At 41.9% G+C, this 19,186-nt stretch carries 18 protein-coding genes; 10 read left to right on the top strand and 8 right to left on the bottom strand.

Annotation, left to right across the window (positions count from 1 at the left end):
- Positions 1 to 87 precede the first annotated feature (87 nt).
- Together PUQ00_RS03830 and PUQ00_RS03825 are read left to right on the top strand one after the other, a co-directional pair.
- Positions 88 to 519 carry a DUF2358 domain-containing protein gene (locus PUQ00_RS03830; RefSeq protein ID WP_300413343.1) on the top strand — a complete coding sequence of 144 codons (432 nt, stop codon included), beginning with the start codon at positions 88 to 90 and terminating at the stop codon, positions 517 to 519.
- 92 nt (positions 520 to 611) lie between these two features.
- The gene (locus tag PUQ00_RS03825) at positions 612 to 746 is read left to right on the top strand and encodes a hypothetical protein (RefSeq protein WP_300413341.1); all 135 of its coding nucleotides are present in this window, start codon (positions 612 to 614) and stop codon (positions 744 to 746) included.
- A 1,098-nt stretch (positions 747 to 1,844) separates the two neighbouring features.
- Here the strand turns inward: PUQ00_RS03825 and PUQ00_RS03820 are convergent.
- Positions 1,845 to 2,468 (bottom strand): TenA family protein, encoded by a 624-nt coding sequence (locus PUQ00_RS03820; RefSeq protein ID WP_300413339.1) that lies wholly within the window; start codon positions 2,466 to 2,468, stop codon positions 1,845 to 1,847.
- Positions 2,469 to 2,539: 71 nt separating this feature from the next.
- On the bottom strand, positions 2,540 to 3,310 hold the full coding sequence (locus PUQ00_RS03815; RefSeq protein WP_300413337.1) for a pentapeptide repeat-containing protein: 771 nt from the start codon (positions 3,308 to 3,310) through the stop codon (positions 2,540 to 2,542).
- A gap of 535 nt (positions 3,311 to 3,845) precedes the next feature.
- Here PUQ00_RS03815 and PUQ00_RS03810 point away from each other — a divergent pair.
- Entirely contained in the window at positions 3,846 to 4,112 is a 267-nt protein-coding gene (locus PUQ00_RS03810; protein WP_300413335.1) for a type II toxin-antitoxin system HicA family toxin, read from the top strand.
- Positions 4,096 to 4,308, top strand: coding sequence for a type II toxin-antitoxin system HicB family antitoxin (locus PUQ00_RS03805; protein ID WP_300413333.1), 213 nt, complete (start codon positions 4,096 to 4,098; stop codon positions 4,306 to 4,308). Before PUQ00_RS03810 ends, PUQ00_RS03805 begins: the two co-directional genes overlap by 17 nt.
- A gap of 428 nt (positions 4,309 to 4,736) precedes the next feature.
- Here PUQ00_RS03805 and PUQ00_RS03800 read toward each other — a convergent pair whose 3' ends face one another.
- The gene (locus PUQ00_RS03800; RefSeq protein WP_300413331.1) at positions 4,737 to 5,798 is read right to left on the bottom strand and encodes an L-histidine N(alpha)-methyltransferase; all 1,062 of its coding nucleotides are present in this window, start codon (positions 5,796 to 5,798) and stop codon (positions 4,737 to 4,739) included.
- Between the two features lie 315 nt (positions 5,799 to 6,113).
- Between PUQ00_RS03800 and PUQ00_RS03795 the strand changes: the two genes are divergently transcribed.
- The 4 genes from PUQ00_RS03795 to PUQ00_RS03780 all read left to right on the top strand — a co-directional run bounded on the left by PUQ00_RS03795 (position 6,114) and on the right by PUQ00_RS03780 (position 10,844).
- Positions 6,114 to 7,907 (top strand): ABC transporter ATP-binding protein, encoded by a 1,794-nt coding sequence (locus tag PUQ00_RS03795; RefSeq protein WP_300413329.1) that lies wholly within the window; start codon positions 6,114 to 6,116, stop codon positions 7,905 to 7,907.
- Positions 7,908 to 8,056: 149 nt separating this feature from the next.
- Positions 8,057 to 9,859 carry an ABC transporter ATP-binding protein gene (locus tag PUQ00_RS03790; RefSeq protein WP_300413327.1) on the top strand — a complete coding sequence of 601 codons (1,803 nt, stop codon included), beginning with the start codon at positions 8,057 to 8,059 and terminating at the stop codon, positions 9,857 to 9,859.
- A gap of 39 nt (positions 9,860 to 9,898) precedes the next feature.
- A complete protein-coding gene (locus PUQ00_RS03785; RefSeq protein WP_300413325.1) occupies positions 9,899 to 10,153 on the top strand; it encodes a TIGR03643 family protein in 255 nt (84 codons plus the stop codon).
- Positions 10,154 to 10,547: 394 nt separating this feature from the next.
- Positions 10,548 to 10,844 carry a hypothetical protein gene (locus PUQ00_RS03780; RefSeq protein WP_300413323.1) on the top strand — a complete coding sequence of 99 codons (297 nt, stop codon included), beginning with the start codon at positions 10,548 to 10,550 and terminating at the stop codon, positions 10,842 to 10,844.
- Positions 10,845 to 11,190: 346 nt separating this feature from the next.
- Here PUQ00_RS03780 and PUQ00_RS03775 read toward each other — a convergent pair whose 3' ends face one another.
- The 4 genes from PUQ00_RS03775 to PUQ00_RS03760 all read right to left on the bottom strand — a co-directional run bounded on the left by PUQ00_RS03775 (position 11,191) and on the right by PUQ00_RS03760 (position 15,488).
- Positions 11,191 to 12,819 (bottom strand): PQQ-binding-like beta-propeller repeat protein, encoded by a 1,629-nt coding sequence (locus PUQ00_RS03775; protein WP_300413321.1) that lies wholly within the window; start codon positions 12,817 to 12,819, stop codon positions 11,191 to 11,193.
- A gap of 1,209 nt (positions 12,820 to 14,028) precedes the next feature.
- Entirely contained in the window at positions 14,029 to 14,577 is a 549-nt protein-coding gene (locus PUQ00_RS03770) for a GIY-YIG nuclease family protein (protein WP_300413319.1), read from the bottom strand.
- Between the two features lie 211 nt (positions 14,578 to 14,788).
- On the bottom strand, positions 14,789 to 15,118 hold the full coding sequence (locus PUQ00_RS03765) for a hypothetical protein (protein WP_300413317.1): 330 nt from the start codon (positions 15,116 to 15,118) through the stop codon (positions 14,789 to 14,791).
- Positions 15,119 to 15,242: 124 nt separating this feature from the next.
- Complete coding sequence (locus tag PUQ00_RS03760) at positions 15,243 to 15,488, bottom strand: hypothetical protein (RefSeq protein ID WP_300413315.1); 246 nt, start codon at positions 15,486 to 15,488, stop codon at positions 15,243 to 15,245.
- 79 nt (positions 15,489 to 15,567) lie between these two features.
- Between PUQ00_RS03760 and PUQ00_RS03755 the strand changes: the two genes are divergently transcribed.
- Together PUQ00_RS03755 and PUQ00_RS03750 are read left to right on the top strand one after the other, a co-directional pair.
- On the top strand, positions 15,568 to 15,702 hold the full coding sequence (locus PUQ00_RS03755; RefSeq protein WP_300413313.1) for a hypothetical protein: 135 nt from the start codon (positions 15,568 to 15,570) through the stop codon (positions 15,700 to 15,702).
- 841 nt (positions 15,703 to 16,543) lie between these two features.
- Positions 16,544 to 16,774 (top strand): hypothetical protein, encoded by a 231-nt coding sequence (locus PUQ00_RS03750; protein ID WP_300413311.1) that lies wholly within the window; start codon positions 16,544 to 16,546, stop codon positions 16,772 to 16,774.
- 137 nt (positions 16,775 to 16,911) lie between these two features.
- Here the strand turns inward: PUQ00_RS03750 and PUQ00_RS03745 are convergent, their stop codons facing one another.
- A complete protein-coding gene (locus PUQ00_RS03745; protein WP_300413309.1) occupies positions 16,912 to 19,182 on the bottom strand; it encodes a bifunctional (p)ppGpp synthetase/guanosine-3',5'-bis(diphosphate) 3'-pyrophosphohydrolase in 2,271 nt (756 codons plus the stop codon).
- Positions 19,183 to 19,186: the final 4 nt, after the last annotated feature.

The following is a 19,186-nucleotide window of genomic DNA, read 5'->3' as shown; positions in this document are numbered from 1 at the left end:
GACATACAACGGGAAGAGTATCTCTATCTTATATTTAATTAAGTTGACCTACTTATGATTCACCCGCAGATTTAAGGGAAAAGGTGCGTGGAATTTAAATTGCCAGTGGAACGAATAATTAAAACTCTCGAACAAGATTTACCAACACTGTTTGAAAAAGATATTTCCTATGATATTTATACACAGGATATCTATTTTAAAGACCCAGTGAATACATTCAAATACAAATTTAATTATCGCATTATATTTTGGACTTTGCGATTTCACGCTCGGCTATTTTTTACCCAAATTTACTTTGATGTGCATGAGGTTTATCAGTCAGCCGAAGACACTATTTTAGCAAAGTGGACGGTGCGGGGAGTGTTGCGTGTTCCCTGGAAAGCAAATTTACTTTTTAATGGCTATTCAACTTATAAACTCAACCAAGATAATTTGATATACGAGCATATCGACACCTGGGATCGCAAACCTGGCGAGATTTTAAAGCAGTTTTGGCAAAGGGGAGAGATGGCTAATTAGATATTGAAGGCGGCAGAAGGCCCAACGCAGTGGCTCCTCCAGAATAGAGATTTAAAGAGAGGTTTTCCAGATACTGTGAAAAATCAGGCCAATTGCTCTCTCAACATAAACCTCACATTTGCTATTTCGGTGATGCCTACGGCTGGCTACGCCTACGCATTTGCCATTTCGGCGATCGCCCACTGATTGAGTTTATCCCCAAACAACAGATAGATACAAATGAATAAGTAAAAATACAGACTAACTTTTAATCTTAGTTGTTAGTTAAATCCACAAAACTACTCTTCTCACGTACAAGAGCATCCCACTATCTTGAAGAGAACTATTCAATAAATATCTCCTATGTCTTTAAAAACTCGCGGTTCTGCTGCTGTAGATAAAGCTCAACGCCGTCTCGCCCTGCTTAAATCCATTCATGAGAATTTAGATTTAGGCACGGATTAAGCATTGAACGGCAACGGCATAACTCCTTTATTGCAATAATCCACCTGAATTTATCCGCCACTTCAATTTATACTCATTATGTCGAAGCTCATACTTCAAGTTAGAACAAAAGATAATCTCTTGGATTTACTTGCCAACTCTGAGTCTGCGGCATGGATTGTTGCAGACGATAAAGTTCCAAAAATTACACACGTCCAAATTGTGAATTTTCTGGGTACGCAGATGATAGAAGGAATATTTGATAGAAATAACAGTTATTGCCTGGATAATGGCAGGCTTGTTCTAAAATTTTCAGACGGTCGGATCGTCAATTGCAGCATTCAATTTAATGCACAAAATCCTGTTCACTATATTTGACTTTAATCTTGAAGATGTCTATTGAAGAAGAATTCAGAAGTCAGAATTCAGGAGTCAGAATCAAGACGCTTGCGGACACGAGAAAGCGTGGCGCTATCAGTCGGGGATTCAGACCCGCGACTACGAAAGTTGACCACAAAACAAAAAAATTTGGTGGGGGTGCAAAAACGCTGATTATTCATCCACCAGTCGTACAGAATACCCAACTGAATTCTGACTCCTGAATTCTGACTCCTGAATTCTGACTCCTGAATTCTGACTCCTGTATTCTGACTCCTGAATTCTGTTCGATAAATTGATTAAAATACGAGATGTGATATCTACGACGGGCTAAGCCTACGCAACACATAACAATACTCAAACTATTAGTTGATCCAACACTAACACTAATAGCGTCTCGCCCACCATATGAACTCGGCGGGCAAGATGCCCAACCCACAAGTAGTAGTAATTTATTTCTTGGAGTTCTCTTAGTTTTATATTTATTTACATAAATTGAATTTTTCTCATCTTAATTAGGCAGACTACTCCAAAATCCAGGCAGCCTGAAAAAAGTCGCGCTCACAAAACATCGCATAACGATAGGTTGAATGCACAACAGGATTGCTAGTGGTATAATTGTCAACTAAACTTTCTAATTGTTGTGTTAGTGGCTGAAAGTCTGCGCTGCTGTAAGTACGAATCCAGTTTGCATATTGATGATTAGGAATACCGTTACCAGCCAACTGTTCTCCCAAAAAAGAATACAAACGCATACAAGGAGACATCGCCGCAGCAGTTAAACCCACATCTCCACTCCAAGCAGTTGCTAACAAAAAGTCAGTATAGCGGCGGGTGGCAGTTCCTGGTTCCACAGAATGCAAATTGACTCCCCATTCAGAAGCATAACCACTATGCAGCCGCAGTTCTTCTAAAACTCCACTAGCTAAGTTATGAAATGTAGTGAAACCTAACCAATCTGGTGCTTTAGCTGCGGCAATACTGTACGCACGGGCAAAAGCTTCTAAGAAAAAAGCATCTTGCCCCACGTAGTAAGCAAATTTCACCTGCTCAAGAGTACCATCGCCAATGCCTTGAACGAAAGGATGTTCTAGGCAAGCTTGGGCTAAGTCTTGATTTGCTGCCCATAGTTTGTTGGATAAAGTCATTTGTCATTTGTCATTTGTCATTTATTATTATCCCTCTGTTCTTTGAAATCTCCCTCTCAAAAAAGAAGCACTCAAAAAGGGAAGAACTGGAGCAAAATTGAGCCAAGACTTCCTAAAAATTCTACGAAACTGGGGCTACCAGCGCTTACCTTCTCATTTACGGGTGTTTGCAGTTCTTTAATAAAAGCTTGGGCTGTCTGCGTTCCCAGGCTGTTGTTTTGAGATGTAAACAATTTTTGGGCAACTTCGGCATCTTGGAATGCACCTTGTCTATCTAGTATTTGGTAACGGGCGACACCACGAGCTAAATAAGCACCCGCATATTCTGGTTTAATAGCGATCGCTTGATTAAAATAACTGATTGCTTGCTGTTGGTTGCCTTTTTGCCCTTCTGCTACACCCCAAGCATAAAAATCTTCTGGTGAAGCAATTTGTGATGGTATACCAACTGCACCCTGAAAGTTAGCACCATTCAGGTAAGCACCAGTCAGTTGTGCATTTGCTAGATAAGTATTTCTCAAATCAGCACCCGTCAAATTTGCCCCACTAAATTTAGCTTCGCTAAGGTTAACACCAAATAAACTAGCGCCACTCAAATTTGCACCCCGCAAATCTGCGCCGCTCAAGTTTGCCCGGCTGAGGTTAGCACCTGTGAGATTAGCACCGCTTAAATTGGCTCCAGATAAGTCAGCCATCACTAACCCTGCATTAGTCAAATCACAGTTTTGACATTGTTTGGTTGCCAATAACTGTTTAACATGTTCAGAATTTGCTGCTTGTACGGTTGTTGTCAAAATAATCGTGGTTAAAAATGCGGCTGCACCTAGAATTTGATTTTTCATATTCGCGTAATATTTATTACTCAATACTAAACATTAACTGAGACGGATTTATACCTCAGCCTATGATACGAGCAATCTTAACAATTTACCCTCTTTAGTTGCCTATATCACTTGTAAATTTGGGTATAGCGGTTCTGAGTTGGGTTCAATATCCCTGCTCGTTGGCTAGTCAAGATAAGTCTATATTGTAAATCTTGGCTTATTGAAGTCAGGTGTATTTTATTCATCTAAGAATCGCTATAAACACTTCCTCGTTGTGCAAATTCACTTCTCTAGTCTTCTGGCTTCGAGAAGATAAACTCAATTTTGCAAATAAGCTCAGGGTGAATGTTAAAATAACTGCTGTCAAACTGCTAATTATTTATACTGAGGTTAATCCTTGATAGGCGTACTGTTGCCTTTAAAGCCTAAGTACAAAAATTCATTAATTTGTAGCGAATTTTCTGTGTGCTTATACGTTTAAATTTCAACTCTCAATTCGCCACGATTTTACGCCTCTACGATGTCAAAACAAACATTAAGACAGTCAAAAAACGTGAGTCAGCAAGACAAACTCTTAGAAAAAATTCTCTCTGGGACTTCTGATACAGACATCCCTTTTGCCCAACTGTGGCAACTTTTATATAGACTAGGCTTTGATGAGCGGATTCGTGGCGATCATCGGATTTTTTTCAAAGCCGATGTTGAGGAAATATTGAATCTGCAACATAAGAAAGGAAAAGCCAAAAGCTATCAAATCAAACAAGTTCGTGCAGTCATTCTCAAGTATAAGCTAGGAAGTAAAAATGATATTTCGCTATGAAATTATTCTCTACTGGAGTGAATTAGATCAAGCCTTTATTGCTGAAGTACCAGAGTTATCAGGCTGTGCTGCTGACGGCGATACTTATCAAGAAGCCCTGCATAATGTAGAGTTAGTTATGCAGGAATGGATAGAAACAGCTAAGGATTTAGGGCATCCAGTTCCTGAGCCTAGACCGCGTTTGATGTATATTTAATTGATACACAAGCCAAGTCAAGGAGAGGTTTTTGTTTTGGCTAATTTGATGACTTGTGTGTACACCGTTGCTCGTTCCCGGTCTCCGACTGGGAATGCATTCATTGAGTCTCTGACTCAATGTCCGACTGGAGGCAGAGCCTCTAATCAGCCATTCCCATGCTCTGCATGGGAACGAGATACGAGGTAAACGAGAGAACAATGAAAATGAGAAATCGAGCTTTTTTCGACTTGTGTGTACACCGTTGCTAGCAGGAAAGGGGAGCCAAATTCCCATCTTTGCTTGGCTAACGGTAGGCTGATACCAAGCAAAGAGAGTTTGGGGGGAGAGGTTCTTTCAGGATTACTGAATTGGTGTTCTAGAAAATTCTACCGACTACCATTAGGTTCACTGTTTTGGAGATGACAGAGCAAGTTTAATTGAAAAGGTTAATTAGTTGCAACCTTACAAATCACCATAATATGTGATTTGTATTTGTTAGTATTATAGTGAATAAGTTGTAGTCCAGAACGTTCTATTTCTTGCAAAAGTTTAGGCATTTCATATTTATGATGTCGCCAGATAGTAATCTCTTCACCTTCAGAGATTTCAATCTTTTTATCTATGCCCATCCGACTAAAATTTATAGTGTAATTATGACGGAGTTTCAGATTAGCAACTATACTATCTGTTTTTAAATCATACTTTCTCAGCAATTCACAATCTTCGGATTTAATCCCAATCTTATTTTTAACCCATCCATATACTTCTTCTACATGATACTTGCAGCCACCCCTAACTTTTCCATCCCATTTAGAGTTAGAACCAGTTTCGTTAGTGAATACCAGAAAATCATTTGTTCCCATGCTATCTCTAAAGTTTTTTAGTACCTCATCTCTATTTTGATGATTGCCAATGGTAACTCCTAAGTGGAAAAATATTTTTGCTGTGTCGTCAATTTTAAGATTAGCTTGATTTTGAAATAAATTTTGGGGTACACAACTATTTTCTATGTCAATTGTGGAACTGAGAAAATCGATGCGAGGAAACCATTTTGTAAAATTATTTCTGGATAAATTAAGTAATTCATCGCTAATATCTAAAGCAATATACTTATTAACCTTACCCAATTTATTCAATTGATGGATAAAATTTTTAACGGGATATGAATTCCCTGCACCAACGTCTATAATATTGACTCTTTTGCCACTCTGAATATTGCCATTAAGGTATTGAAAGTTATTCTTTAAAAGGTCAATTTCTACACTCGATGTTCTATACCATTTAGGAATAATGTATTTTAGATAAAAATCATCCCATATTTTTGCACCTCTACCTTTATAAGAATACTTTAGAGGTATTTCTCGTCTGACTTCTAATGCATGAATTATTCCTAAAACTTCTTCTTCAGAAAAAAGAGAGTAGAATTCAGAACTTGGCTTTGCTGTACGACTGATAGTAGTTGGCATATGCGAGGGAAGTTGGGAATTGCGATGAAAATTTTGAGGCATTATACTTGTTCTTTGGTTTTCTTAGGTCTTGAAATCTATTAGCCACAATGCTTGTCAAAGAGGTATTCTCCCATGCCACTGTCTCAAAACGGAGTATTACGCAATTCAATCCCGGCAAAATCCTTCTTCCCAGCAGCATACCTTCTCAACACTCCTCAGCATTTATACCGTAATTTCTGAATCAATTACTACTTATAATGCCAATTTTAACGACTTTAGTCAATTTTGCGACCTGAGTTAGACCATTATCAAGCGCGATCGCTTATACCATAAAAAATAGGAGATAATTTTCCAAAGATACAGGGGTAAATACCATTGGTTCAGCAACCAGAACTCCAGGAAACTTCGTTGATCGAGTCAACCCAGCGCGTGCTTAAAAGTTTGAGTACTTACCGATGGACTTCGCTGGGAGCCTTAGCCAGCTTGTTGCTGTTGACGATCGCCAACGCACTTACTCCCCAACTATTTCGCTGGGGAATTGATCAGGGGATCATGAAACAAAACCTCCAAATTGTGCTATATAGCGCCGCTTGGATGGTAGTTGCCGCGATCGCTCGTGGTTTATTTAACTTTGGACAAAGCTATTTGGCAGAAGCAGCGTCTCAAGGTGTAGCCTATGACCTGCGGAACAAAATCTTCAGCAAGATTCAAAATCTCAGTTTCAGCTATCATGACCAGGCGCAGACTTCCCAACTACTAACTCGTGTCACTAGCGACATTGAGCAGATCCGTACCTTTGTTGGCACTAGCTTAATTCAGGTCATTGGTTCAGTTGTGACATTGGTGAGTATTTCGGTGATTTTGCTGGTGATGAACTGGCAATTAGCACTGATTACGCTGACAGTAGTGCCCCTATCGGGATGGGTGATGGCGCGATTTATTACCCGAAATAATAAACTTTTTCGGCAAGTACAAGAGCAACTGAGCGACCTCAATGCTGTATTGCAAGAGAACTTGCTAGGAATCCGGGTGGTGAAAGCCTTTGTGCGGGAGTCAACCGAAAGGTCGCGTTACACGACCATGAATGATGCCCTAGTCAAGGCAAACATGAAGACCATTAGCGCCATCCGTAATACCTTCCCGTTGATCTTTTTGCTGAGTAATTTGGTAACATTGGCAGTTTTCGCCTACGGGGGAGCGCAGGTGATTGGGCGTAAATTCTCCATTGGCGAACTGGTAGCGTTTAATTCCTACCTAGCGTTGATTCTTCAACCTATTTTGTTGATTGGATTTGCAGCCCCGGCGATCGCTCAATCAGCTGCTTCCGCCGAACGAGTCTACGAAGTTGTAGATGCGGAGGTAGAAATTCGCGATCGCCCCGGTGCTGTCCCATTTGACACCTGCGGTGGTAGAATTACCTTTGAAAATGTTTCCTTTCGCTATCCAGGAGCGACAACTGAAACTCTCAAAGAAGTTTCTTTTGAAACCAAGCCCAACGAACTGATTGCCGTTCTCGGGATGACTGGTTCGGGAAAAAGCACAATTATGAACTTAATTCCCCGCTTTTACGATGTTACCGGGGGAGCGGTTCGCATTGATGGACGAGATGTAAGAAGTTTCACACTCAAAAGCCTCAGATCGCGTATTGGCATTGTATTTCAGGAAACCACCCTCTTCTCCGGCACAATCCGCGAAAATATTGCCTATGCAAAACCCAATGCAACTCTAAAACAGGTGATTCAGGTTGCAAAAACCGCACAAATGCACGATTTTATTAGCAGTCTCCCCGATGGCTACGAGACGATTGTGGGTGAACGGGGCGTGGGCTTGTCTGGTGGACAAAAACAACGAATTGCGATCGCCCGTACCTTACTGACCGATTACAGCATTCTGATTTTGGATGATAGTACCTCGGCTGTGGATGCCAAAACTGCTGCCCAAATTCAAGCCGAACTAGATAACTTAATGCGCCAAAAAGCTTGTACAACCTTTGTGGTAGCTCAACGTATTAGCACCGTCAAAAATGCCGATCGCATTTTTCTCATGGATAAAGGCCGACTGGTAGCACAAGGCACTCACGAGGAATTGATGCAAACCAGCCCTCTCTACGGTGTGATTTTGGAATCTCAGGTAAAGCCAAAGGAGAAAAATCATTCCAAATTAGCATAATTAATCTGGCTGGAAATTTTGATCACAGCCTTGTAATAAAGACTTTTAATCCCAAATCGTTCGACTGAGCGTACTCCTACGGGGAAGCAAGCTACGCATAGCGTCTCGGAGAGAAGCCGTAAGTCCAAAATCTAAAATCCAAAATTTTTATGAGAGGCACAGTTCCTGTTGTTGCATCTGAGGAAAAAACGAGTCAGCAACTTTCCACCCTGCGACGTTTTTTGCAATACCTGCTACTATATCGCAAAGAAATTCCCATCGCCCTTACACTAGTATTGATTGGTGCCATAACCCAGGCAATTGGGCCATTCTTTATCGGCTGGTCGATTGATCACCTAATTGCACAACGGAATTTGCAAGGACTACTGCTGTTATTAGGGCTACTAGCGCTGAACTATGGACTTAGTGTTTTGGCAATCCGGGGTCAAATTATTCGAGTCGGCTGGATTATGCAGCGATTGCTGGCTCAACTCAGGCAAGACATTTTTATTAAAATCCAAAGTCTGCCACTCAGCTTTTTCGATCGCAGTGAAGCAGGCGATTTAATGAGCCGCTTGCTGAATGATGTCAATACCGTGAATCAAGCATTTGGACTGACGATCGCCCAAATGCTGGGCAACACTTTTAGTTTGGTTGGCATTGTTATTGCTATGCTCTCAATCAACCTGCAACTTGGTTTGTTGAGCAACCTAGTCGTGCCACTGATGATTTTTACTACAGGCTTATTTGCACGTTGGGCAAGAACCAAATTCCGCGTCACCCGACAAACGATTGGGCAGCTTTCCGCCAAGTTAGAAGAAGATATTGGCAGCGTGCGAGAAGCACAGGCATTTAATCGTGTACAGATGAATATCAAAGAATTTGACATTCTTAACGCCGCCAATAGAGATGCCAACGTTGAGGCTGTGCTAATTACTTCAGCTTTTCTGCCCTCCATTGATTTTCTCAACACACTAGCAACCGCAGGCGTGCTGGCCTATGGTGGCTATCTCGCAGTCACCGGAGCTGCAACAGTAGGTGTAGTGACATCCTTTTTACTTTACGTCCAGCAATTCTTCCGCCCGATCCAAATTCTCAGCCAGTTTTACACCCAAGCTCAATCTGCCTTCGCCGGATTAGAGCGAATCTTTCTATTGCTAGATGAACCGTCAGAACTCAAAGACGCACCCGATGCAACAGAAATGCCGCCCATTCAGGGGGAAGTGACATTTGAGAATGTCAAGTTTGGCTACAACCCAGATCAACTGGTTCTCAAAGGGGTGAATTTGCACGCTTATCCAGGGCAGATGGTTGCGTTAGTCGGGCCCACCGGTTCGGGAAAAAGTACAATTATTAACTTGATTTTGCGCTTCTACGATGTATCTAGCGGTGCGGTGAAAATTGATCATATTGATGTGCGTAGCGTGACTCAAGCAAGTCTGCGGCGTCAAATTGGCATCGTCCTACAAGACAATATTTTGTTTAGCGGCACCGTCGCCGAAAATATTGCCTTTGGCTCTCCCCATACTACTCAAGCTGATATCGAAACGGCTGCACAGATGGCAAATGTGCATGAGTTCATTACCTCACTGCCACAGGGTTATACGACTCAATTGGGTGAACGGGGCGCACCCTTGAGCCAAGGACAGCGACAACTAATCAGTATTGCTCGTGCAGTATTGATCAACCCCCGAATTCTGATTCTCGATGAAGCAACCAGCAGCATCGATACCCGCACAGAAGCGCTGGTACAAAGTGCGATCGCCCGCTTGCTGCAAGGTCGTACCAGTTTCGTAATTGCTCACCGCCTCAGTACAGTTACTCAGGCAGATCAAGTATTAGTAATTCAGCAGGGACAAATTGTAGAGCAGGGTACTCACGCCGAACTCGTCAATCAGCAGGGTGTCTATGCCAACCTCTATGCCTTGCAACTGGGTGCAGCAGACTCAATGGTTCTTCAAAACGAAAGGTAAAATGTATATAGATCGAATTTATCAATTGCCAGAAAAAGAATGAAGCTACCTGACCTTGATTCACAAACCATCGATCGCATCATTGAAATGGCATGGGAAGATAGAACATCTTTTGATGCCATTGAGGCTCAGTTTGGGCTGCTGGAGAAACACGTAATTGCCCTAATGAGGCGCGAAATGAAGAAATCTAGTTTCCAGATGTGGCGAGAGCGAGTCACCAAACGCGATACAAAGCATTTATCTAAGCGAGAATTTATTGCAGGTCGGTTTAAATCGCACAATCAAAAAACGTAACTAATTGAGTGAGCGTAGGCGTAGCCCGTCGTAGACATCGCTCTTTTGTAATCTGTGTACACCATAGCCTTGGAAAGGAAAGGGGAGATAAGTAGTTGTGCAAAATTAAATATACATTGTCATTGCGAGTGGAGCATAGCGGAACGTTCGCGTAGCGTCTCGTAGAGAAGCAATCTCAAAGTCTTGCGATTGCTTCACGACCTTCGCAATCACATAAATATTTTTGTGTAGCTACTTAAAGCACAGCTTTATCGGCGTGAGGTTAAGCTGTATCTCACTAGATTAACGTCAGTTTGATCGGGTGAATTGACTGTGGTAGTAGGTTAGGGATTAAGTAAATCTTGAGCTTGTAGGGTACGCTATACTGCGTTAACGCCATTGATAATGCTTAGGTATGAGAGCCAAAATAGAAAATAAAGTGCTTTTGATCCACCACGAAGATTTGCCAGAGTTTAAGAAAGGTGGCTCTGTGGTGAGAAATTCATATTTTTGGGCGCTACGTTCAATTGCTGGCCAAGCTTCACGTTATCGTGATTGGGAATACGAACTGGAAGTTTGGTTAGCACTTTCGCGAATGCTTTTGTCGTTTGCTGAATCTGGGTATTTGGGTTATAGAGAAACCTTGCTGGAGTTTCCCTTATCTCAAGGGGAAATTCCTAATTTGCTACGAGATGTGTCTACTTGGGAGTAAAAACGCATAGCTGTCGGGGTTAGAAAAACCCTTGATTTTGCATTAGTCCACGGAGGTAAACTTTACTTGTGTAGTAGCGAATGACCTTCGCCAAAAGCCCAATAATTGTGTTGATCACCCCCGTTTTCGAGAGAATTTTAAACATTATATGACTTACGCATTGACAGTAAATACCAAATGTGTAGTATAGATTTCAGGCATTAAACCTTGATTTTTCGCTACTTTTTACGCGATCGCTATTTATCAAAGGATGATTAATAAAAGCCTGAAACGACGTATTTACGTTAACACACAAGATAATAAATTTGTACAGTGCGTAAGTCCTACATTATTACTTATTGACATCTTACCGATGCTTCGAGACTGTGAATGCGTAAAACTTATTATTAGACTTAAACCCGCCTGGGAGGCGGGTGTACCCAGAACCCCAGTAAACTGTACCATCAACCACTGCTGCGCCTGCAACTACTGATCCTCCACTGTTAAAATTCCACAGAATCTTACCAGTCTTTGCATCTAATGCATACATGTTATTCTTATCGGCTGCTGATGCCATCGAGCCAGCATACACCACTCCATTCGCTACTGTCATTGGAGCCATATCCCTTTCACCTGCCGGATCTGCTGTCTGCCAGATAATTTTGCCCGTTGCTGCATCAAGCGCACTCCATGACCCACCGTTAATAGTTTTACCTGAAGGCTCTAATGTGTACTTCTCAAATCCGTAGTTTGAAATCGCGACATAAATTTGTTGACCATCCGTAGCCGAACCCCACTGTATTCCACCAGCAGGACCACCAGGACCAACAATTCGGCTCCAGACAACTTTTCCAGTATCCGGGTCAAGCGCCCAAAAGACACCACTCTTCTGACCAGCACCAAGTAAATCACGCGATTTTCCCGCATCTTTCACAGTGAAAAGCATCGGTGCCTGAGCGAAATCATAATCTGGTCCTTTGGGGTCAGGGCAATTGGAGACACCGCCAAAGTAGCAGGCAACAGTCCAGGTATCGTATCCCTCTAGTTTATTTGCCCACTTAATCGTGCCAGTATCGAGATCAAGTGCCATGAGCGCGTCAATATAATTATTGCGATCAAGGCATTGCGACTCATCAGGAGCTGTCTGTGAAGAGAGTTTTGCAATACAATTTTTTACCGTTTTAGGCACATTGTAGTTATTACCTGTTCCTATATATACCAAATTTCGCTTTGGATCGATTGCTGGTGTGCTACCCCATACTGCTCCACCTGAATAGCCATCCGGTTGACCATAATTTTTCGGTACAGTGTAAGTTTTCCACAGAAGCTTTCCAGTATTCAAATCTACCGCCGTCATGCTTCCACGGAATGTGCAGCATGGGTACTTCGGATTGTTAGCCGCTGTTTCCTCCAAAGAGGAAACTCCAACATACACACGATTGCCATAAATGGTCGGTGATTGAGTAATAACAGCATACGGGTGTTCGTCAAGTTTTGTTTTCCAGATTAGCTTGCCAGTATCTTTGTTAACTGCGATCAGGAAAGCATTTTCCTGGCTACCAATAATCACTTTATTCCCCTTAACTGCTGGATTTGTGCGCGAGACAGCTTTGGGGATACTTGGATCATTAATATAGCTGGCAATGCTATTTGCCCAAATCTGTGTACCCGTCTGTGCATCAATCTTAAAAAAATTACCGCCCCAGTCAGGTATATATACAGTTTTATCTACAACTGCTGGTGTAGCAGAGAGTTCACCACTTGCACTAAAAACCCATTTGGGAGACAAGTGTGTTACGTTCTTTGGATTGAGGTATTCCTCATCTGCTTGATAGCGAGTATTGTTTAGGTTCTGACCACCCAACCTCCACTGATTATCCGATCTACACTGACTTTCTTTAGCACTACTACTAATTGTTGGCATGATAAAGACTAATGCCACCGTCACAATTCCAAGCGCTTGTTTACAGGATGAATAAGTTTTAATCACAGTCACTAATGTCCTCCGCTACTACTAAAAATAATTTGCTATAACTTCACCGCACTTTTAGTGAAAAATCTCAGCTTACTGAAGGTTTTGATAAAGTAAGTAATTAGGCTTTCAATTAACGCCTCTCATGAGCTTTAATCCACTTTTTACAAATTTAATGACTATAGGGTTAAATGGTAAGAAGGCGATCGCTACTATCATTCCGATAAACGGCAAAGCATCAAAAATAATGAAGTGTCTGCGCTATATTTTATGTAAATAGGGGCTATCAATGACGCGCAATAGGCAATACTCATAAAGAAAGCGAAGCTATTATTAACCAAAAGCAGGCGCTCACTTGCAGTCATGCTGAAAAACTTAGGCAACTGTTTCATTAGTTTTTCAAAAGCTACCGATGAATTTTATTCAGTAATACAGCAGAATTCAGAATGCAGAAGTAAAACAGGGTTTATACATGGCTTTGGGACGAATCATTGTGTACTTCACTTTCCTTGAAATCTGCCGTAATTTCCAAAATTCGAGCAAAATAGCTTATTTGAATGCTTTTTTTGAGTACTTTATTTTGCTTAGTCAACATACCTGTATATTTATCACTATTCCCAGTCCAAGTAAACTTCTTTACCCAATCTTTAAGATGTAAACTTCTGTAAAATCTAATACATTTTAAACTTTTATAAGCGAAATTTTATCCTTTGTACAAATGTATTTTGTTCGCTTATTAAAATTCGATATCTTGATGAAATTTCGTTTTGTTCTTGGCAAAAATGCAATTTCTTTTTCTAGCAAAAATAAATTTGTGATATATGATTGTGCTGAAAAATACATAAGTTAATTTTATATTTAAGCTGAAGAGATTTATTGTCAAGCAATAATCAAGTTTATACAAGCTTTATATAATCCTGTTACCTGTGGTAAATCCGCTCATGACCTCATAAACACGTTTTAAGGGCAGTTGAACTCACGCCCCTCTCAAAGGGAGCAAGCATCCCTGTAGCTTTACAACACCATCAACACGTTCACCAATACAGCAATCTATCAAGCCAGCAGTTGTTTTGGTTCGTTAACTGACCCATGCCGTAGTTCATGTATGGCTTGATGTAACCCTGTGTGAGCATTAGTCGCGCCAGCGAAACGATCGCCGTTTGCTAAATTTGTAAGTCTATGAATTACGGTATCGCTTAAGCAGACTCTGAACAAATTTCCCCATAACTAGCTTCATTTCAAATCTAGTAAACCTTCTTCTTTCAATTTAGGATTGAAGCGAATTTGCATTTGCAAACCACGCCCTTCTAGCAATTGTGTTGAAATTTCTGCTTCTACTCTCCGTGCCACATTTTTAATAATTTTTATTTGTGCTAATTCATCATTAGCTGGATTTTGATATTTTGCCTGTTCTTCAGGTGTCATTATCACTTTGACATCAATGGGATGAGTCCATTTTTCTTTGTTTTCCCCATTTCCCCAAGGCACACTGCCATTTTCAGCAATCCAAGCATTTTCAGTATTTTCTAAAATTGTGCGACTAGGGCGTTCAATAGTTTCAACTTTTACCCAATAGCATTGCTGTGGCTGACGAACTAAATGCTGCTTGAGGCTGAGATAAACATCACGGGAGTATCCGACAAATTGAAGTACTTTTTTTTGGTCAAAGATAGCATATACCCCGATTTTACCCTGAAATTGTTCGGGTAATTGACCGCGATCGTCGATGTAAGGAATGTATTCCAGGGATGCCAAAGAAGAAAGATTTGTTTCAAAAGCCATACATCAAATATTAAACTTCTTATTTGCCTTCAGAATTGAGAATTGCTATAGCGCTTATTAGTTGAGTCCAATACAGACCTAACAAGAACAGCCCCAACCCTTGTAACGTTGGGGAGTAAGATTCAAAGCCTCTCTCTTTTTTAGGAGATAGTCCAGACTGTATTGCATACAAACGATAAACGCTATTTTTAGGAAAAACTTATTTTGTAAATTATCCATTACCCAATTTTTGGTAAATTGCACAAAGGCGACTTGGTTTAAAAATCTTAGCACTAAACATGAAATTTGGTGGGACGTTTACGATGGCATATTCATCAGATTCATGATACTTTTCAAATTCTGCTGACATTCCTTTAGTGGTAGTTAAGCTGTAAGGAACTGGTTGGAAAAGTAATTCTGTAAATTTAACTTGTTCACACCGCAACTGTTGACAAATTTGGTTTAAGAAAGCAACGCTTGTCAATAAATTGAATAGAGTTTCTTGAGCTTGTGCTTCCAGAGTAAAACTGCCATCAAAGTTCTGAACAATTTTAAGGGGCATTTTCTATAGAGGTAGTTATTAACGACTAAGTGATGATAGAGGATAGGTAACATGTTGTACATAGTGCTCAAAAAATGCTAGTCAACGAAGCTTACCTTTTTGTGCAGATGAGCATTGGCAAAAATCACCACTTTAAGATCAGCCTATTGGATTGTGTGACTTCTGTCACGCGATGGACATTAAAAATTAACACCACTGGAGCGATCGCGGCAACAGTAAAGCCAATCGGAAGTATTCGGTTACGTCCCCAACGATTTGCAAATTTACTAATTACCGGTACCAATGCAGATATGGGCGGAGTCCGAGATGCCAATTCTGCCAGCAACACCCCTTGCAAAACTTTGTCGTCTTCAATCAACAAAATTCGCATTGCACAAGCCCTGAATATTTATTTTAAATATTTTAAATATGATGATAAGGCAATACGCTTGGGTTAAGGCTAAAACTCTTTGTCAAAGTCAATTTTTTTAACGAACCGCAAAGGAGAGGCAGCGCGGGAACAGGGGGAGCCAGTGCGTTGGGGAGCCAGTGCGTTGGGCGGCTCCGCCGACTTGAAGCACCTGGCGGCGGCTCCGCCGACTTGAAGCATCTGGCGTGGTCTCCCCCATGAGCGACTGCCGTCGCAAAAAAGAGGCAGCGCGTTGCGGTGAATCCAGCGCTGTAGGGGGGTTTCCCGCCGTAGGCGACTGGTGAACCCGAAGGGGGGTTCCAAGAGTTGTAGCGACTGCCGTCGCAAAGGAAGAGAAGGAAGAGAAGCAAGAAATGCTTAACTGAACTGTATTGGATGATAAGGGACTTCCAAATAAAAAAATACTCAATTACTTCTTGTGGGGTGGGCTGTCTCGCCATTAGTGTCAACTTAAGCCAAAACTCTTTTAAAATCTCGTTTCCAGTCTCTGGCTGGAAATGCACCTCATCGCGGCTCTGACGCAAGTTTTAAGGCGGAGCCTCTCAGAATGCATTAAGAGTCAGAGACTATTAACGAGATTAATCTCTAAATGCTGCTTCTAGACTAACTTTCACCTTAAGTTGACACCAATGGCGACACGAGGGCCCGTAGCTAAGGGGGACAAGACTTCGGCGTGAGCCCTACTTCTCTTTTTAGGCTGCGCCAACGACAAAGCTCAGTACAAGTCAGTCGAACGCTGTCCACCCCACAAGATTGGATAATTTATTTGTTGTCAGTCCCTAACCGCCAGTGTTTCCAAAAGCAGATGAGCGACTCGATAATCAGAACTGATCTAGAATAAAACCTCAAAATCTTGAACTGCCGAAGTTAGATATTGTCGATTTGCTTTCTTGTGGGCATTTTTCTTATAAAATGGTTGTCAACTTTTACGCTCATCACTTGTGCAGCGAATTGGTAAACGTTCCTGATCGGCTTTGATCGCTAAGAGGTGGAACAAAAAATAGGAGATTATACTCATGTTGGAGATTGAAAACTTGGGAGTAAGTGTAGAAGAGTATTTGGATGGATTGGCAGCAGGTATTGATATTTTAGAATTGAAGCGATTAGAAGCAAAGGGAATTCCCACAAACCTGGCTCTAGAAGTTATGGCGATTGTACCAAAGGTAATCAATGGCACGGCTACTCCTGAAGAAGTTGTTAGAGGACTAATGATTCTAACACCATCGCTTAGGCAACAAGTTGAATAGTTCGTAATTAGCGATTAATGATTTGTATTAACAGTAAACCTTCAGTTACTTCACTGCTTCAAAATACTTACCGAAACTAACCATAATCCGAAATTGGTGCGTTACACTGCGTTAACGCACCCTACCAATAGGCACACCTACTCGTTAATTTGACCAACGCGGCGGATATTCAAAATGTCGCTCATTTTCTTAATTTGAACGAAGACTTGCTCTAGTTGAAAGCGATCGCGTATATCTATTCCTAAGTCCATTAATGCCGGTTGACCAATAGAGGTTTTCACCTGGGCATGGCGGACATTGATCCCTTGGTCACTCAACCGTGACAAAATATCCTTTAGCACCCCTACGCGGTCAAGGGCTTCAATTTGAACATCCACTGGATACGTGTGCGGACGACCACTATTTTCGGCGGTTGGGTTCCACCTAACTGGTACTAAGCGCTCATACTCCACAGTCTCCAGATTATGGCAGCCTTGGCGATGAATTGAAATCCCCCTACCTCGCGTTACCACACCAATAATCGGTTCGCCAGGAATCGGGGTACAACACCCAGCTAAATAATATACTAAACCTTCCACCCCAACAATTGGCGAATCTGTGGAGCGAGAAGTAGTTACAGGTGCATCTCGCAAAGCTTTTGATGTACTTGGTTCTTTGGGAATAAATAGCGGCACAGTGGAAACTGGTTGTTGTCCCTTCGCCACTTCTCGCCAACGATTTAGCACTAGGTTCAGCGTAACTTCACCATAACCCAAACCAGCAAGTAAATCTTCCACGCTATGGTAGTTACACTTTTCGGCGACAGTCTCCATCGCATCCGACTTCAGCAAACTATCAAAACCAGTTTTACCAAGTTCCTTTTCTAACAATTCCCGTCCACGGGCGACATTTTCTTCCCGGCGCGATCGCTTGTACCATTGTTTTATCCGATATTTCGCCGCCGAAGTCCTGACAAAGTTCAACCAATCCAAACTCGGATGGCAGTTCTTTTGGGTCAGAACCTCTACAATATCGCCGTTGTGCAGCCGTGTTGACAGTGGCACCATTCGCCCATTCACCCGCGCCCCTGAACAGTGGTTCCCCACTTCCGTATGAATGCGATAAGCAAAATCTACAGTGGTAGCACCGGGACTTAAAGGAACAACATCCCCCTTAGGGGTGAAGACATAGACATCATCTTCAAATAAATTATCTTTGACGCTATCAAGATATTCTTGGGCATCCTTGAGATCAGTTTGCCATTCTAGCAGCTGCCGCAGCCAAGTAAACTTGTCATCTGTCGCTGTCAGATGGCTAATGTTAGAACCTCCTGTTTCTTTGTACTTCCAATGGGCAGCAATCCCATACTCGGCGATATGATGCATTTCGATTGTCCGAATTTGCACCTCTAAAGGACGACCAGTTAGGCCAATCACCCCAGTATGCAACGACTGGTAACGGTTAGGCTTTGGCAGTCCAATATAGTCCTTAAATCTCCCAGGAATTGGGCGAAAAGCATCATGAACCACCGCCAACGCCCGATAGCATTCCTCATTGGTTTGAACAATAATCCGCAGCGCTGCCAAATCGTAAATTTCATGAAATTCCTTTTGCTGTAGGTGCATTTTTTGGTAAATGCTATAAAGGTGCTTGGGACGACCACTAAGATCCTGGCAGTCGATTCCGGCTTGCTGCAAACGTTTTCGCAAAATGTCTGTAGCTTTGGCTAATTTCTCTTCTCGCGCCGTCCGTTTTTCGGAAACATGTTCCTGCATTTGGCGGAAAGCTTCCGGTTCCAAATACTTAAAAGCCAAATCTTCCAGTTCCCATTTAATCCGCCAGATTCCCAAGCGATTGGCTAAGGGTGCAAAGATATCTCGCGTTTCTTGAGCACTGCGGCGGCGGCTGGCCTCTGACATGTATTGTAAAGTTCGCATATTATGCAAACGGTCTGCCAATTTCACCACAATTACCCGAATATCTTGCGCCATTGCCAAAAACATCCGCCGGAAATTTTCGGCTTGGCTTTCGGTTTTGCTGGTGAAATTGATTTTAGAAAGCTTGGTGACACCTTCGACCAATTGCCGTACTTCTGGGCCAAAGCGCTGTTCTATGTCTTCACTTGTAACTTCTGTATCTTCAACGACATCATGGAGAAATCCAGCTGCTATCATAGCAGCACTACCTCCCAAGTCACGCAGCAAGTCAGCCACAGCAATGGGATGAGCAATATATGGTTCTCCCGATTTGCGGTATTGACCTTGATGCAGTTGGTAAGCAAATTCAAATGCGCGACCAATTAAGACTGTATCATTATGCCTTCGGTCATCTTCCGCTGCGCCGCTACTTGTCGATGACTCCTTCAAAGATTTTTTTAACCATTCGGGAATCGCAAGATCAACTGATGAATTTATTACTATGGTGCTCATACAA

Source organism: Nostoc sp. S13 (assembly GCF_029379315.1).
Taxonomy (GTDB): domain Bacteria; phylum Cyanobacteriota; class Cyanobacteriia; order Cyanobacteriales; family Nostocaceae; genus Nostoc.
Note: the sequence above shows the minus strand (reverse complement) of the source record. Positions and strands in the feature narration are given on the sequence as shown.

Coding starts and splice junctions, on each gene's coding strand:
- PUQ00_RS03820 (WP_300413339.1), bottom strand. CDS start 2,468: ATGACTTTATCCAACAAACTATGGGCAGCAAATCAAGACTTAGCCCAA.
- PUQ00_RS03815 (WP_300413337.1), bottom strand. CDS start 3,310: ATGAAAAATCAAATTCTAGGTGCAGCCGCATTTTTAACCACGATTATT.
- PUQ00_RS03805 (WP_300413333.1), top strand. CDS start 4,096: ATGATATTTCGCTATGAAATTATTCTCTACTGGAGTGAATTAGATCAA.
- PUQ00_RS03800 (WP_300413331.1), bottom strand. CDS start 5,798: ATGCCTCAAAATTTTCATCGCAATTCCCAACTTCCCTCGCATATGCCA.
- PUQ00_RS03790 (WP_300413327.1), top strand. CDS start 8,057: ATGAGAGGCACAGTTCCTGTTGTTGCATCTGAGGAAAAAACGAGTCAG.
- PUQ00_RS03785 (WP_300413325.1), top strand. CDS start 9,899: ATGAAGCTACCTGACCTTGATTCACAAACCATCGATCGCATCATTGAA.
- PUQ00_RS03780 (WP_300413323.1), top strand. CDS start 10,548: ATGAGAGCCAAAATAGAAAATAAAGTGCTTTTGATCCACCACGAAGAT.
- PUQ00_RS03770 (WP_300413319.1), bottom strand. CDS start 14,577: ATGGCTTTTGAAACAAATCTTTCTTCTTTGGCATCCCTGGAATACATT.
- PUQ00_RS03765 (WP_300413317.1), bottom strand. CDS start 15,118: ATGCCCCTTAAAATTGTTCAGAACTTTGATGGCAGTTTTACTCTGGAA.
- PUQ00_RS03760 (WP_300413315.1), bottom strand. CDS start 15,488: ATGCGAATTTTGTTGATTGAAGACGACAAAGTTTTGCAAGGGGTGTTG.
- PUQ00_RS03750 (WP_300413311.1), top strand. CDS start 16,544: ATGTTGGAGATTGAAAACTTGGGAGTAAGTGTAGAAGAGTATTTGGAT.
- PUQ00_RS03745 (WP_300413309.1), bottom strand. CDS start 19,182: ATGAGCACCATAGTAATAAATTCATCAGTTGATCTTGCGATTCCCGAA.